The sequence below is a fragment of the Pseudomonas sp. FSL W5-0299 genome (assembly GCF_005930655.1).
GTDB classification, from domain to species: domain Bacteria; phylum Pseudomonadota; class Gammaproteobacteria; order Pseudomonadales; family Pseudomonadaceae; genus Aquipseudomonas; species Aquipseudomonas mandelii.
Genome location: NZ_RXHX01000038.1, coordinates 21,941 through 37,463 on the forward strand (window position 1 = coordinate 21,941; position 15,523 = coordinate 37,463).

10 protein-coding genes are annotated in these 15,523 nt (G+C 60.6%); 4 read left to right on the forward strand and 6 right to left on the reverse strand.

Annotated elements, in window-relative coordinates:
• Positions 1–157 precede the first annotated feature (157 nt).
• The 3 genes from glgB to FHL16_RS28685 all read right to left on the reverse strand — a co-directional run bounded on the left by glgB (position 158) and on the right by FHL16_RS28685 (position 7,928).
• Positions 158–2,389 (reverse strand): 1,4-alpha-glucan branching protein GlgB, encoded by a 2,232-nt coding sequence (gene glgB / locus FHL16_RS28675; protein ID WP_077749966.1) that lies wholly within the window; start codon positions 2,387–2,389, stop codon positions 158–160.
• Between the two features lie 2 nt (positions 2,390–2,391).
• Entirely contained in the window at positions 2,392–5,733 is a 3,342-nt protein-coding gene (gene treS / locus FHL16_RS28680) for a maltose alpha-D-glucosyltransferase (protein ID WP_077749967.1), read from the reverse strand.
• A gap of 197 nt (positions 5,734–5,930) precedes the next feature.
• Positions 5,931–7,928 (reverse strand): alpha-1,4-glucan--maltose-1-phosphate maltosyltransferase, encoded by a 1,998-nt coding sequence (locus FHL16_RS28685; RefSeq protein WP_077749968.1) that lies wholly within the window; start codon positions 7,926–7,928, stop codon positions 5,931–5,933.
• A 208-nt stretch (positions 7,929–8,136) separates the two neighbouring features.
• Between FHL16_RS28685 and FHL16_RS34145 the strand changes: the two genes are divergently transcribed.
• Positions 8,137–8,304: a hypothetical protein gene (locus FHL16_RS34145; protein WP_167362284.1), complete on the forward strand. Its 168-nt coding sequence runs from the start codon at positions 8,137–8,139 to the stop codon at positions 8,302–8,304.
• 10 nt (positions 8,305–8,314) lie between these two features.
• Here the strand turns inward: FHL16_RS34145 and FHL16_RS28690 are convergent, their stop codons facing one another.
• On the reverse strand, positions 8,315–8,827 hold the full coding sequence (locus FHL16_RS28690; protein ID WP_010459923.1) for an MgtC/SapB family protein: 513 nt from the start codon (positions 8,825–8,827) through the stop codon (positions 8,315–8,317).
• Positions 8,828–8,952: 125 nt separating this feature from the next.
• Between FHL16_RS28690 and FHL16_RS28695 the strand changes: the two genes are divergently transcribed.
• The 3 genes from FHL16_RS28695 to mapR all read left to right on the forward strand — a co-directional run bounded on the left by FHL16_RS28695 (position 8,953) and on the right by mapR (position 12,350).
• Positions 8,953–9,186: a DUF3203 family protein gene (locus FHL16_RS28695; protein WP_077749969.1), complete on the forward strand. Its 234-nt coding sequence runs from the start codon at positions 8,953–8,955 to the stop codon at positions 9,184–9,186.
• A gap of 196 nt (positions 9,187–9,382) precedes the next feature.
• A complete protein-coding gene (ccoG, locus tag FHL16_RS28700) occupies positions 9,383–10,810 on the forward strand; it encodes a cytochrome c oxidase accessory protein CcoG (protein WP_077749970.1) in 1,428 nt (475 codons plus the stop codon).
• A 130-nt stretch (positions 10,811–10,940) separates the two neighbouring features.
• Positions 10,941–12,350 (forward strand): GntR family transcriptional regulator MpaR, encoded by a 1,410-nt coding sequence (mapR, locus tag FHL16_RS28705; RefSeq protein WP_010459917.1) that lies wholly within the window; start codon positions 10,941–10,943, stop codon positions 12,348–12,350.
• A 151-nt stretch (positions 12,351–12,501) separates the two neighbouring features.
• Here the strand turns inward: mapR and FHL16_RS28710 are convergent, their stop codons facing one another.
• A complete protein-coding gene (locus tag FHL16_RS28710) occupies positions 12,502–13,248 on the reverse strand; it encodes an SDR family oxidoreductase (RefSeq protein WP_010459916.1) in 747 nt (248 codons plus the stop codon).
• A 136-nt stretch (positions 13,249–13,384) separates the two neighbouring features.
• Positions 13,385–15,484 carry a putative bifunctional diguanylate cyclase/phosphodiesterase gene (locus tag FHL16_RS28715; protein WP_077749971.1) on the reverse strand — a complete coding sequence of 700 codons (2,100 nt, stop codon included), beginning with the start codon at positions 15,482–15,484 and terminating at the stop codon, positions 13,385–13,387.
• Positions 15,485–15,523 lie beyond the last annotated feature (39 nt).

The window sequence follows — 15,523 nt, forward strand, 5'->3', positions numbered from 1 at the left end:
GTGATCGTTCCCACGCTCCGCGTGGGAATGCCTCCAGTGGCGCTCTGCGTCACATCGTAGGGACGCGGAGCGTCCCGGGGCTGCATTCCCACGCGGAGCGTGGGGAACGATCATGTCGCAGCGAGCCTGCTCGTGATGGGAGAGACCCCGTACTGGATCAACCCTCAGGACTCAGGATCAACACCGCCAACGGTGGCAGATTCAACACCAGTGAAATGTTCTGGCCATGGCTCGGCTCTTCCTCGGTAAACGCCCCGCCGCTGTTGCCATAATTGGACCCGGCATACATCGCCGCGTCGCTGTTGATCACCTCGCCCCAGCGCCCGGCGAACGGTACGCCGATGCGATAGGCCTGACGCGGCACCGGCGTGAAGTTCGCCACCACCAACACCGGCCGCCCTTCCTTGCTCCAACGCAGGAACGCGTAAACGCTGTTGATCGCATCATCGCCGATCAACCACTGGAAGCCTTGCGGCGCGTCATCCTGGTCATGCATCGCCGGCTCTTCGCGGTACAGCCGATTGAGGTCGCCGACGAGTTTCTGCACACCCTTGTGTTCGGAGTATTGCAGCAGGTACCAGTCCAGTTGCTGATCGTGATTCCACTCGCGCCACTGGCCGAACTCGCAGCCCATGAACAGCAGTTTCTTGCCCGGGTGCGCCCACATGAAGCTTAAATAGGCCCGCAGGTTGGCAAATTTCTGCCAGCGGTCGCCAGGCATCTTGTCGATCAGCGAGTGCTTGCCGTGCACCACTTCATCGTGGGAGATCGGCAGGATGAAACGCTCGGACCAGGCATACACCAGGCCGAAACTCAGCTCGTTGTGGTGATGGGCGCGGTACACCGGATCCTGTTGGATGTAATGCAGCGAATCGTGCATCCAGCCCATGTTCCACTTGTAGTCAAAGCCCAGCCCGCCCTGTTGCGTGCTCTGGCTGACACCCGGCCACGCGGTGGACTCCTCGGCAATCACCAGCGCACCGGGCGCTTCGATGTTGACCACGTCGTTGAGGTGACGCAGGAAGTCGATGGCTTCGAGGTTCTCGCGACCGCCGTGACGGTTTGGCACCCATTCCCCGGCCTTGCGCGAGTAATCGCGATAGAGCATCGACGCCACGGCATCGACCCGCAGGCCATCGACGTGGAAATGCTTGAGCCAGTGCAGCGCCGAGGCCAGCATGTAGCCGTGCACTTCGGTGCGGCCCAGGTTATAGATCAGCGTGTCCCAGTCCTGATGGAAACCTTCCTGCGGATTGCCGTATTCGTACAACGCGGTGCCATCGAATTGCGCCAGGCCGTGGGTATCGGTGGGGAAATGCGCCGGCACCCAATCGAGGATCACGCCGATGTCAGCCTGGTGACAGGCGTTGACGAAGGCGGCGAAGTCATCCGGCGAACCATAACGGGCGCTCGGGGCGAATTGCGACAGCAACTGGTAACCCCAGGAACCGCCGAACGGGTGTTCCATGATCGGCATCAGCTCGATGTGGGTGAAGCCCAGTTCCTTCACATAAGGAATCAGCCGCTCGCCCAGTTCGTGCCAGGTGTACTGGCGCGCCACTTCACCCAGATCGTCCAGCTCGCATTGCCACGAGCCGGCGTGCAATTCATAGATCGACAGCGGCGCACTCGGCAGATGACGCTCGCCACGAGACTCCATCCACGCCTGATCCTGCCAGTCGATGTTCAACGGTGAGGCGACTTTGGACGCGGTGTCCGGCGGCAACGAGGTGGCCAATGCCATCGGGTCAGCCTTGAGCGGCAGAATCCCGTGGGCGCCGAGGATTTCGTATTTGTAGGTTTCCCCTGCCTGCAAACGCGGGATGAACACTTCCCAGACCCCGGTGGGATGGCGCAAACGCATCGGGTGCCGACGACCGTCCCAGTTGTTGAAGTCACCGACCACCGACACCCGTTTGGCATTCGGCGCCCACACGGCGAAACGCACGCCGTCGACGCCGTCCACCGTCTTCAACTGCGCGCCGAGGCAGGCGCTGAGGTCGCGATGATTGCCTTCGGCGAACAGGTACAAGTCCATTTCGCCGAGTAATGGGCCAAAGCTGTAAGGGTCCTCGGAAACCTGTTCGCCACCGGCCCAACGGGTGCGCAAAAGATACGGCTGCGCCCGATCGAAGTGCCCGACAAACAGGCCCGGCGTCTGGGTGGCTTCAAGGTTGCCGAGTTCTTCCCCGGAGTCCTTGGCCAGTACCTGCACGCTCAGCGCGTCTGGCAGATACGCTCGAATGAATTGCCCGCCGGCGTCATCGCCGTGGGGGCCGAGAATTGCAAAAGGGTCGTGATGTTCGGCGCGTACCAGCGCGTCGATATCCCGCGATCTGGGCAGCAACGCTTCTTTAGCGTGACCCTGTTCCTTGTTCGAGAAACTCATGACTACTCTCCACCAAGCTCGGAAAAGGGTTTAAGCCCACTCAATAATCCATACAAACCGTGCAATGGCACCGGCAGCCACGTGGGGCGATTTTCAGCCTCATAAGCCACCTCATACGCCGCCTTCTCCAGCCCGAACAACGCCAACGCGGCGTCCTCGCCTTCCGGATCTTGCCACGCATGAGCAAGACTAGCTGCCGCCAGCCGATAAGCGTCGACAAATGCCTGTTTTGCTTCATTCAAATAACGGTCGGCTACCCGTTGCCGTGCCGCTCGGGCTTCGGCGGTGTTGTCGACGTTGTGCACGTTGATCGCCATCGCTGCGGCGTAATCGAAGGAGCGCAACACGCCACTGACATCTTTGTACGGGCTGTGCTTGCCGCGTCGTTCGCTCAGCGGCCGTGCCGGCTCGCCTTCGAAGTCGATCAAGAAGGCGTCGCCCTTGATCACCAGCACCTGACCCAGGTGCAAATCGCCGTGGACGCGAATGCGCAAACCACCGACGGCTTTTTCGCCCAGGTCCTGGACATGACTGAGAATGGCTTTTTTGTTGTCCAGTAAACGAGTGACCAGCGCTTTGTCCGCCGGGTTCAGTTCGCCTTGATGCTGTTTGAGCAACTTCAGCGAGTGCTCCAGTTGCGCCGCGACGTCCTTGGCCGAGGCCAGGGCCTCTTTTTGCGTGGTGACCTGCGGGGCGAAGTCCGGGTCATCGGTCGGGGCCGCCAGCACCTGGTGCATCTCACCCAGCCGTTGGCCGAGCATGCCGGCGAAGTCTTTGAGCTCACCCAGTGCGTTGTAGTGCTGCTCCTGCTCGGACATGGCGTCGGCCAGTTCGTCGCGCAGTGCCCGTTCGAGGTTGTTCTGCGTCCATTCCCAGGCATCGCCCTGATTGCTCAAATAGCCTTGGGCAATCATCAGCAGATTGTCCTCGCCCTTGGCGTCGCGGCGAACCACCGACCCCAGCAGCGGTGAGATGTTGCTAAAACCGGCGTTGGTCAGATAGGCGCTCATTTCCAGTTCCGGGTGCACGCCCGAGGCGACCTTGCGGATCAGCTTCAGCACCAGGCTGCTGCCGATCACCACCGAACTGTTGGACTGCTCGGCCGACAGGTAGCGCACTTCGGATTCGGCCGTCAGGCCCAGTTTGGCCAGCTCCTCGGTCGGTTCGAAACGGATCTCGCCGCCATCGGAAGGCAACACGGTGTTTTCCTGCATGCCTCGCAGCACCGCACGGATGAAGTTTTCCAGGCTGAATGCGTCGGTGATCAACCCCACTTGAGGGCCACGTCGAACCCGAGACAGCGCCAGTTGCTGCGGCAACGCCGGCCCGACCTGATCATCGGCAATGAAGCCGAACGGCAGCTGGTAACGGCTGGTCTGACCGCCACTGGTGACTTCGATTTCACTGAGCAACACCGGATGCTGCGCATCGCCAAAGCGCACGCCATAGACCAGGTTGACCTTCTCGATGGCCGCGTCCTTGCCGGCGAACCAGCGACGGTTTTGCAGCCAGTTCGGCAGGATGCCCTGCTCCAGCGTGCCGCGTGACGGCGCTTCGAGCAGTTCTTCCATGCGTTTTTTCAACACCAGGGTGGTGAAGTCCGGCAGGCTTTGCGCCGGTTCTACGTGCCAGCTGGGCATTTGATTCTCCGCAGCAAGTCCAAACCAATAAAAGCCGTAAGGCGCCAGCGTCAGGAGGAAATTCAACTGGCCGATCGGCGGGAAGGCGTTACCCCCGAGCATCTCCACCGGCACCATACCGGCGTAAGCCGACAGGTCCAGCTCCGCCGCTTGCGCACTGCGCGATACGTTGGCCACGCACAGGATGATTTCGTATTTGCCGTCCGGCCCGTTGTATTCACGGGTGTAGGCCAGAATTCGCCGGTTGCTCGGCGAGAGCATTTTCAGCGTGCCACGCCCGAAGGCCTTGGACTGTTTGCGCACGGCGAGCATGCGCCGGGTCCAGTTCAGCAGCGAATGCGGGTCGCCGGCCTGGGTCTCGACATTGACCGACAGGTACCCGTATTGCGGGTCCATGATCGGTGGCAGCACCAGGCTTGCCGGGTCGGCGCGGGAAAACCCGCCGTTGCGGTCGATCGACCACTGCATGGGCGTGCGTACGCCGTCACGGTCGCCGAGGTAGATGTTGTCGCCCATGCCGATTTCATCGCCGTAATACATCGTCGGTGTGCCCGGCATCGACAGCAGCAGACTGTTGAGCAGTTCCACCCGACGGCGATCCCGCTCCATCAACGGTGCGAGGCGGCGGCGAATACCGAGGTTGATCCGCGCCCGACGGTCGGCCGCGTAGTAGTTCCACAGGTAATCGCGCTCCTTGTCGGTGACCATTTCCAGGGTCAACTCATCGTGGTTGCGCAGAAAAATCGCCCACTGACAGTTGGCCGGGATCTCCGGAGTCTGGCGCAGGATGTCGGTGATCGGGAAACGATCTTCCTGCGCCAGCGCCATGTACATGCGCGGCATCAACGGGAAGTGAAAGGCCATGTGGCATTCATCACCGTTGAGGCCTTTTTTATCGGTGTCACCGAAGTACAGCTGCGTGTCTTCCGGCCATTGATTGGCCTCGGCCAGAAGCATGCGGTCTGGATAGTTGGCGTCGATCTCGGCACGGATCTGCTTGAGGACGTCGTGGGTCTCGGGCAGGTTTTCGTTGTTGGTGCCGTCGCGCTCGATCAGGTAGGGAATCGCGTCCAGGCGCAGGCCGTCGATGCCCATGTCGAGCCAGTAGCGCATCACCGACAGCACCGCTTTCATGACTTGCGGGTTGTCGAAGTTGAGGTCTGGCTGGTGCGAATAGAACCGGTGCCAGAAGTACTGGCCGGCGACCGGGTCCCAGGTCCAGTTGGACTTTTCGGTGTCGAGAAAGATGATCCGGGTGCCGTCGTATTTGTGATCGTCGTCGGACCAGACGTAGAAGTCCCGCGCCGCCGAACCGGGTTTGGCTTTTCGTGCGCGCTGGAACCAGGCGTGCTGGTCGGAGGTGTGGTTGATGACCAGCTCGGTAATCACCCGCAGGCCGCGTTTGTGGGCCTCGGAGATGAAACGTTTGGCATCGGCCATGGTGCCGTAATCGGGGTGGACGCCACGGTATTCGGCAATGTCGTAGCCATCATCGCGCCGTGGCGACGGATAGAACGGCAAGAGCCAGATGGTGTTGACGCCGAGGTCGGCAATGTAATCGAGTTTGGCGATAAGGCCGGGAAAGTCGCCGATCCCGTCGTTGTTGGAGTCGAAAAAAGACTTAACGTGAACCTGGTAGATCACCGCATCCTTGTACCAGAGCGGGTCCTTGATAAAGGTGGCTGCCTTGGGTTTCTTCGCCATTTGAAACTCCTGTTGAATTCAGTGCAGCCCCTGAGCCGAACGCCTACCTGCGGCGAGGGAGCTTGCTCCCGCTCGGCTGCGAAGCAGTCGCAAAACCTGTAAATCAGTTGACCCTGAAAATATAGGGCCGCTGCGCGCCCCAGCGGGAGCAAGCTCCCTCGCCACAAAAGTTCATCCCATCGCAAATCTGGGGGGCTTCAAGAAGTTGTGATTCGCCAGATACCGAATGGTTGATGTGCCGGGTCGATTCGCATGAACTGATACTTGCCGTACCAGGTCCAGCGATGGCCGCTCATCAAGTCTTCACCCTGAGTGCTGGCGTCATCGGGCAAACCCATTTCCCACAGCGGCAATTCAAAATTCGCTTCCTGGACGTTATGCGGATCGAGGCTGACGGCCACCAGAATGAAGTTGCTGCCATCCGCGCTGCGTTTGCCGAAATACAGAATGTTGTCATTCCACGCGTTGTAGACCTTCAGGCCCAGGTGCGTGTGCAACGCCGGGTTTTGCCGGCGGATGCGGTTGAGCTGGGCGATCTCGGCGATGATGTTGCCCGGCGCGGTAAAGTCCCGTGGGCGGATCTCGTATTTCTCGGAATTGAGGTATTCCTCTTTGCCCGGTACCGGCGCGGCTTCACAGAGTTCGAAGCCCGAATACATGCCCCACAGACCCGAGCCCATGGTCGCCAGCGCCGCGCGGATGAGAAAGCCGGCGCGTCCGGATTCATGCAGAAACGCGGGGTTGATGTCCGGTGTGTTGACGAAGAAATTCGGCCGGTAGCATTCGCGCCATGGCGACTCGTTGAGTTCGGTGAAATAGGTCGCCAGTTCCCGCTTGGTATTGCGCCAGGTGAAGTAGGTGTAACTCTGGGAGTAACCGACCTTGCCCAGCCGCGCCATCATCGCCGGCGTGGTAAAGGCCTCCGCCAGGAAGATCACCTCGGGATACAACGCCCGCACATCGGCGATCAGCCATTGCCAGAACGGCAGCGGCTTGGTGTGAGGGTTGTCGACACGAAAGATCTTCACGCCCTCTTCGACCCAACCGACCACAATGTCCCGCAGCTCGACCCACAGGCTGGGAATTGCATCGCTGGCATAGAAATCGACGTTGACGATGTCCTGGTACTTTTTCGGCGGATTCTCGGCGTATTTGATCGTGCCGTCCGGGCGCCAGTTGAACCAGCCCGGGTGCTGTTTGAGCCACGGGTGATCCTGGGAACACTGGATCGCGAAATCGAGAGCAATTTCCAGTCCGTAATCCGCCGCCGCCGCCACCAGTCGACGAAAGTCTTCGCGGGTGCCGAGTTCGGAGTGGATCGCCTCGTGCCCGCCCTCTTCGCTGCCGATGGCATACGGGCTGCCCGGATCGTCGGGGCCGGCGCTCAGTGAATTGTTCGGGCCTTTGCGGAAGCTGCGACCGATTGGATGAATGGGCGGGAAATACAGCACGTCGAAACCCATGTCCTGAATCATCGCCAACCGAGCATGCACGTCGTTGAACGTGCCGTGACGGTTTGGATCGTCGGTGATCGAGCGCGGAAACAACTCATACCAGCTGGCGAACTGGGCGAGCTCGCGCTCGACGTCCAGCGGAAATTCGGGACTGAGGCTCAAGTAGGCACGGTGATCGGCCTGAGCCATCAGGTCCGCACTGCGTTGGTGCAGAAACAAGGTGACTTGTTCCGCTTCGAGCAACCCGGACAGTTCATGGTGCAACGCCGCCAGGTCTTCGCTCAGCGGCCCTTCCGAGCGCTCGGCCGCCTGTTTCACCTGATTGCGCCCTTCCTGCAACTCCAGGCTGATGGGCACGCCGGCAATGTGCTTCTTCTCGATCTCGTATAGAAAGCTGGCGTACTGATCGATCCAGGCTTCGATACAAAAGACGTAGCGGCCTTGATCTTCAACGCGGAACTGTCCTTCCCAGCCGTTATTGCCGAGTTCGGTCATGACCTCGCTCTGCCAGGCCTCGTCGCCGTCGGCACGCCAGCGTATGCGTACGGCCAGTTTGTCGTGGCCGTCGGCGAACACTTTGCTGGTCACCACCACGTCCTGGCCCACCACGGCCTTGGCCGCGAACTGCCCGCCATCCAGGGTTGGCATCACGCTTTCAATCGCGATGCGCGGCAGCAGTAGCGCCTGTGACAGTGGCATATGAGGGTTGTAGTTCAGCTCTGTCGGTTTTTCAGCAGTCATCGAGCATCTCTCCTTAACGCCCCATGGACGCTCTTGTGTCTGGTCGTCTTTCACACGAAACCCGTCGGTCCCGAAATGAACTCACTTAGGTTCCGAGCGACAAGCGCGGGGAAAAGTTCACGCCCATTTGCTGCGGAATCAAATCCCTTGCGTGACGGTCAACTCACTTAAGCACGACTTACGCCATGTGCCACTGGAGGCTTCAACGATGAGTATTCCAATCCCTGCCGAGACACCCGATCCGAACATCGACACCCCGACCATTCCGCCGACCGAACCGCAACCGGTGCCTGAGAAGGAACCGCCTGGCACTACGCCGCCACCCCGGGAAGAACCACCGAGCACGATGCCGCCGGTGATCGTCTCGCCTGAGTGACGATGGCGATCTAGGGTCGTTCCTGCTCGTCTTTGTCCCTGTCGAGCATTTGCACGATCCTCGGCATCACGCTGAAAATCGCCAACGCCAGCAGCGTACTAAACACCGCCGTCGCCTCGCGGCCCAGCCCGGCCGAGACACCGATGGCGGCGGTCAGCCATAAACCGGCGGCGGTGGTCAGGCCTTTTACGTGGCCTTCATCGCCCTCCTGGTTTTTCAAAATGGTGCCGGCGCCGAGGAAGCCGATCCCGGCGATCACGCCTTGCACCACCCGGCTCATGGCATCGGCCTGGGAGCCGGACATCTGTGGCACCAGCACAAACAACGCAGCTCCCAGCGCTACCAGCATGTGCGTACGCACACCGGCGGCCTTGCCCTTTTGCTCACGCTCGAAACCCAGAATGCCGCCCAGGATCGCAGCCATCAGTAATCTCACGGTTATACGCGTCAGTTGTGACGCATCGCCGATGTCGGCGAATTCCGCTTGCAGCGTTACCCAAACCTCATGCCACCAGGCGTTCATGGTGCAATCCTTGTGATTGATCGTTATGGGAGGATGGACCGCGCCGACCATTAATCGGTTGCACAGAACGATGTCCGCCGGATGTGCCCTAACAGTTTAGAACCCGCTAAAAAAAGGACATCGCCATGACTGTGCGCATCGAAAGCCAGACCTGCTTTTTCGTTACCGAGAACGGCGAAGAAATTCGCCTGTGCCCCGATGTCACGATCATCACCGACTCGGAAAAAGCCATGTCGGCGGTGGAACTCAACGGCCAGCGCGTCTACATCACCGAAGCAGAAGCCGATGCATTGACCGTAGCAGGCGCAGTGGACGGCCGTAAGCATTTGAAGGCTACCGACAGTGATTCGGTGATTTGACTGCCCCCGATCAACAAGCCCCGCAAGCGCCTGATATAGGCGTCTGCGCCCTGCTGTGACGGGGTGCATCAAGTTGTCGCAGGCAGCGGATCAATCCCCATCTGATCCGCTTTTTATTGCAATACCTGAGTCTGTTATGCAAACAGATCACTGGTCATAGTGCTCATGCCTGATGGAGGCTGATGAGCGAAAGACCATGAGCGAAAGAATCCCCGTCCGAATCGTAGAACCTGCCTCATTTATAAAAACCGAGCCTTTGCGTCCAAAGATAAAGGCCAAGTCCAGCGACAACCTGATTCACACCCGCAGCTTCACCGGCCTGTTCCGCACATTGCGCCTGAGCGGTGCGGGCGTTCTGTTTTTGCTGTTCTTCGGCACCGTGTGGCTGAACTGGGGTGACCGTCAGGCGGTGCTCTGGGACCTTTCCGAAAGCAAATTCCACATCTTCGGCGCAACTTTCTGGCCCCAGGACTTCATCCTGCTTTCGGCGCTGCTGATCATCGCCGCGTTCGGACTGTTCGCAATCACCGTGTTCGCCGGCAGGGTCTGGTGCGGCTACACCTGCCCACAGAGTTCCTGGACCTGGATCTTCATGTGGTGCGAGAAGATCACCGAAGGCGAACGCAACCAGCGCATCAAGCTGCAAGCCGCGCCGTGGGGCCTGAACAAACTTATTCGCCGCTCGGCCAAGCACACACTGTGGCTGGCCATCAGTCTGCTCACCGGGCTGACCTTTGTGGGGTATTTCACGCCGATCCGGCCCTTGGCCGAAGAGCTGCTGACCTTGCAGATGGGCGGTGTCAGTCTGTTCTGGGTGCTGTTTTTCACCGGCGCGACTTACATCAACGCCGGCTGGCTGCGTGAAGCGGTGTGCATGCACATGTGCCCGTATGCGCGGTTCCAGAGCGTGATGTTCGACAAGGACACTCTGACCATTTCCTACGACTTCGCCCGCGGTGAAAACCGTGGCCCGCGCAAACGCGAGGTGAAACCAGCCGAGGTGGGCCTGGGTGATTGCATCGATTGCCAGCTGTGCGTGCAAGTCTGCCCGACCGGGATCGACATACGCGACGGCTTGCAAATGGAGTGCATCGGCTGCGCGGCGTGTATCGACGCCTGCGATTCGATCATGGACAAAATGGGCTATGCCCGTGGCTTGATCAGCTATACCTCGGAGCATGAGTTGCAAGGGGGCAAGACTCATCTGCTACGGCCGCGGCTGATCGGTTACACCGCGGTGCTGCTGGTGATGATCGGCGCCCTCGCCCTGGCGTTGGTCGAGCGGTCGATGGTGTCGCTGGACGTGAGCAAGGACCGCGGCCTGTTCCGAGAGAACAGCCAGGGGCAGATCGAAAACATCTACAGCTTGAAGGTCATCAACAAGACCCAGCTGCGTCAGGACTATCGGCTGAGCCTGGTGGACGGCGAAGGCTTCGTGCTGCAAGGCAAGACCGAGCTGAGCCTGGCGCCGGGTGAGATTGTCGATGTACCGGTGTCAGTGGCCATGACCGCCGAACGCCCCAGCAGCAGCTCGCAGACGATCAGTTTCAAGATTGTCGACAGTGACGAACCGGACATCTATAGCGTGGCCAAGAGCCGGTTTGTTGCGCCGATGAACCGTTGATCCCTTAGACTGCGGTGCTGCCATTCGCGGACAAGCCTCGCTCCTACGGTTTCGTGCTGACTGTAGGAGCGGTGCTTGCCCGCGAAGAAGTCACCTCGATTTCACTGAAAAACACCAATCCAGGCACTCGATGAAACGCTACGAAAAATTCGCCGAAGACATCGCTGAACTGATTCGCTCCGGCGTTCTGGGCCCTGGCCAGCGCGTGCCGTCGGTGCGCTATGCCAGCCAGACTTACGGGGTCAGCCCGTCCACCGTGTTCCAGGCCTACTACCTGCTCGAACGCCGTGGCCTGATCCGCGCCCGGCCGCGTTCCGGCTATTTCGTCAACGCGCACGCGCCGAGTCCGTTCTCGGAGCCGGTGATCAGCAGCCAGGTCAATGAATCCACCGAAGTCGACGTCAGCGAGCTAGTGTTTTCGGTCCTCGACTCGATCAAGGACCCGACCACCGTGCCCTTCGGCTCGGCCTTTCCCAGCCCGACCCTGTTCCCGTTGCAGCGCCTGTCCCGCTCCCTGGCCAGCGCCGCACGGGACATGGACCCGCGCATGGTCGTCACCGATATGTCGCCGGGCAACCCGCAGCTGCGGCGCCAGATTGCCCTGCGCTACATGGTCGGCGGCCTGATGTTGCCGATGGAAGAACTGCTGATTACCAACGGTGCGCTGGAAGCCCTGAACCTGTGCCTGCAAGCGGTCACCGAACCCGGCGACCTGGTGGCCATTGAAGCGCCAGCGTTCTATGCCTGCCTGCAAATCCTGGAACGGCTGAAACTCAAAGCCGTCGAGATCCCGGTGCACCCGCGCGACGGTATCGACCTGGGCGTGCTCGCGCAAACCCTGGAGCGCCACCCGATCAAGGCCTGCTGGTGCATGACCAGTTTCCAGAACCCGATGGGCGCGACCATGCCCGAGGCGAAGAAGCAGGAGCTGGTCGAGCTGTTGCGCAGCCACCAGGTGCCGCTGATCGAGGACGACGTCTACGCCGAACTCTATTACGGCCAGCAGGCGCCGAAACCGGCCAAGGCGTTTGATACCGAAGGGCTGGTGATGCATTGCGGTTCCTTCGCCAAGAGCCTCGCCCCCGGCTACCGCATCGGCTGGGTCGCCGCCGGGCGATATGCGCAGAAGATCGAACGGCTGAAACTGATGACTTCGCTGTGCGCCTCGATGCCGGCCCAGGCCGCTATCGCCGATTACCTGCAACACGGCGGCTACGACCGGCACCTGCGCAAACTGCGCTACGCCCTGGAAGAACAGCAAAGCGCCATGCTCGCCGCCATCGCCCGCTATTTTCCGGCGCAGACACGTGTCAGCCAACCGGCAGGCGGCTACTTCCTATGGCTGGAACTGCCGCCGCAGATGGATTCGCTGAAGTTGTTCCAGATGGCACTGGCGCAAGGCATCAGCATCGCGCCGGGGCCGATCTTTTCACCGACGCAGCGGTTCAGGAATTGTATCCGGCTGAATTATGGCAGCCCGTGGACCGAGGATTCGGAGAAGGCGATGGAGACGTTGGGGCGGATAGTTCGGTCGTTCTGAAGCGTTGATGTCGTTTGGGCTACCGTCATCGCGAGCAGGCTCGCCCCCACAGGAATTTAGTGTCGTTCACAAATACTGTGTTCACATCAATCCACTGTGGAAGCGAGCCTGCTCGCGAAGGAGCCGGGCCGGACAATACAAATCTTAAGGATTAACGCCCACCGCCCAGGTCAACAAAAGTCCCGGTCGCATAAGAAGCCTTGTCCGACAGCAACCAGATAATCGCCTCGGCCACTTCGTCCGGCCGTCCACCGCGGGCCATCGGGATCGCCGATTCCAGCTTGCTGACCCGATCCGGATCACCGCTCAGCGCATGGAAGTCGGTGTAAATAAAGCCTGGCCGCACCGCGTTGACGCGAATGCCCTCGCCCGCCACTTCCTTGGACAGGCCGATGGTGAAGCTGTCCAGCGCGCCTTTTGACGCTGCGTAATCCACGTATTCGTTGGGTGAACCCAGACGTGAGGCTACAGAGGACACATTGACGATGCTGCCGCCCTGCCCGCCATGCTTGGGCGACATGCGCATGATCGCGTGCTTGGCGCAGAGGATCGGTGCCAGGACATTGGTCTTGAGCGTTTTGAGAATGCGGAACTCGGACATTTCGTCGACGCGGGATTTTTGACCCACGGTGCCGGCGTTGTTCACCAGCGCCGTGACGCGACCCAGTTCGGTGTCCACGCGGTGGAACAGACTGATCACTTCGTCTTCGATGCTGACGTCGGCACGCACGAGAATGGCTTGAGCACCCAGTGCCCGAACTTGCTCCAGGACGCTTTGTGCAGCCGATTCGTCGGACTGATAGTTGATACAGACCCGATAACCAAGCCCTGCAGCCAACAGCGCGGTTGCCGCGCCGATACCACGGCCGCCGCCGGTGATGACAATGACTTTGTCCATGTTGACTTCCCCTTCACGCGTAAGCAATCGGGGGCAAGAATAACCTCCATTGCCGGCTTTTGCATGGACTCACATCAACTGAACTCGCCAACGCTGTGTGCATTGGGGTCTCTGTAGACGCCGTCGCCCCTCACGATCAGGCAGGCTCGACAGCGGCCACAGGCACCCATCGTTCACCACGGACGATGTCGGCCATGAAGCGATCCGCCGGCAGCGGGTGCCCGAGCAGGTAGCCCTGCAACGAATCGCAACCGAGTTTGGTCAGGAAGTCTTGCTGGACACCGGTCTCGACGCCTTCGGCGACAATGCGCAAGCCCAGCGCCTGGCCGAGCGCGACGATGGCGGACACGATGGCGGCGTCGTCACTGTCGTGTTCCAGATCGCGGACAAAACCGCGGTCGATCTTCAGCTCATTGGCCGGCAGGCGCTTGAGGTACATCAAGCTCGAATAACCCGTGCCGAAGTCATCGATGGACAGATCGACGCCCATGTCCGAAAGTTCCTGAAGCACCGTCATGCTCGCATCGGCATCGCTCATGGCGGTGGTTTCGGTGATTTCAAGGGTCAGGCTATTGGCCGGCAACTGATGCCGGGCCAAGGCGTTGGAGACGCTCTTGACCAGGCCCGTATGGCAGAACTGCAACGCCGAGAGGTTCACCGCAATGCGCCAGTCGGTGTAGCCGAGCACGTACCACTCGCGCATCTGGCGGCAGGCTTCGTTCAGCACCCATTCACCAATGGGAATGATCAGCCCGGTCCTTTCCGCCAGCTCGATAAACTTGTCCGGCAGCAGCATGCCCTGGGTCGGATGCTCCCAACGCAGCAACGCCTCAGCACCCACCGGACGACCATTGCTGGCGTCGAACTTGGGTTGGTAATAGAGGCTGAACTGCTGCTGATCGAGGGCATTGCGCAAATCCTGGAGCAGTTGCAGCTGTTTACGCGCGTTGCTGTTCATCGAGGCGTCGAAGAAGCTGTAGCCGTTTTTCCCGGCGCCCTTGGCGTGGTACATCGCAGCGTCGGCGTTCATCAGCAATTCCTGGGCGGTCTGGCCGTTGCCCGGGTACAGCGCGATGCCAAGGCTGGCGGAAATCTGCAGGTCTTGCTCGGCGACCCGGAACGAACTGCCGATCAGCCCGACCTGCCGCGCGGCGACGTTCAGCGCGTCATTTGGCTCGCTGAGGCGTACCAGCAGGACGAATTCATCGCCGCCGATCCGCGCCAAGGTGTCCTGACTGCGCATGTCTTCGCGCAGACGTAAACCGACCTCACGCAACAACTGATCGCCCATGTGGTGGCCGAAGGCATCGTTGACCGGTTTGAAGCCGTCGAGGTCGATAAACATCAGCGCAAAGCAACCGCCCTGCTCCTGAACCTTGGACATGGCCTGTTCGATACGGTCGGCCAGCAACATGCGATTGGGCAACCCGGTCAGAGTGTCGTGCAGGGCCAGTTGGGTCAGTTCGCGATTGGCTTGCGTCAACGAGCGCGCAAGATCTGCGGTGCGGGCTTCAAGACGCGCATCGAGAACCGAGGTCAACAAGGCGATGCTCAATACCGCAAGCGTGGTGATCAGCACCAGGTTGTCGAGGCCTTTGCCGTTCAAACCGCTGAGGGCGGCGCCACAGAAACTGCCGTCCGGGAAGCGTGCCGCCGCCATTCCGGTGTAATGCATGCCGACGATGGCCAGGCCCATGATCACCGCCGCACCGGCGCGAAACAGGCCCACATACGGCGTGTGCTGGCGCAGGCGGAAGGCGATCCATAACGCGGCGCCGGAAGCACCGACGGCGATGAGCAGCGATGCACCAAACAGCGTCGGGTCGTAATCGATGCCCGGCTGCATGCGCATGGCCGCCATGCCGGTGTAATGCATGGCACTGATCCCGGCGCCCATGATCAGCGCGCCGAACGCCAGTTGCCAGGACGGCAACCGGGGCTGACTGACCAGCCACAGGGCAAAACCGCAGGACAGGATCGCGGTCAGCAGCGACAGGGACGTAAGGCTGAAGTCGTAACCCAGATCGATGGGCAAGGTGAACGCGAGCATGCCGATAAAGTGCATCGACCACACACCCACGCCCATGGCAAAGGCGCCGCCCGCGGTCCAAAGGAACACGGCACGGCCCTTGGCGGTGGCAATGCGTTCGGTCAGGTCGAGCGCGGTATAGGAGGCGAGAATCGCTACACAGAGCGAAATGATAACCAGCGTGGGGGAATAGCTACCGATGAGCATGTGACTTCTCGCGATCGCCCCCCGTACTGCTTCCGTTCT

Coding starts and splice junctions, on each gene's coding strand:
- FHL16_RS34145 (WP_167362284.1), top strand. CDS start 8,137: ATGAGTATTCCAATCCCTGCCGAGACACCCGATCCGAACATCGACACC.
- ccoG (WP_077749970.1), top strand. CDS start 9,383: ATGAGCGAAAGAATCCCCGTCCGAATCGTAGAACCTGCCTCATTTATA.
- treS (WP_077749967.1), bottom strand. CDS start 5,733: ATGGCGAAGAAACCCAAGGCAGCCACCTTTATCAAGGACCCGCTCTGG.
- glgB (WP_077749966.1), bottom strand. CDS start 2,389: ATGAGTTTCTCGAACAAGGAACAGGGTCACGCTAAAGAAGCGTTGCTG.
- FHL16_RS28690 (WP_010459923.1), bottom strand. CDS start 8,827: ATGAACGCCTGGTGGCATGAGGTTTGGGTAACGCTGCAAGCGGAATTC.
- FHL16_RS28685 (WP_077749968.1), bottom strand. CDS start 7,928: ATGACTGCTGAAAAACCGACAGAGCTGAACTACAACCCTCATATGCCA.
- FHL16_RS28715 (WP_077749971.1), bottom strand. CDS start 15,484: ATGCTCATCGGTAGCTATTCCCCCACGCTGGTTATCATTTCGCTCTGT.
- FHL16_RS28695 (WP_077749969.1), top strand. CDS start 8,953: ATGACTGTGCGCATCGAAAGCCAGACCTGCTTTTTCGTTACCGAGAAC.
- mapR (WP_010459917.1), top strand. CDS start 10,941: ATGAAACGCTACGAAAAATTCGCCGAAGACATCGCTGAACTGATTCGC.
- FHL16_RS28710 (WP_010459916.1), bottom strand. CDS start 13,248: ATGGACAAAGTCATTGTCATCACCGGCGGCGGCCGTGGTATCGGCGCG.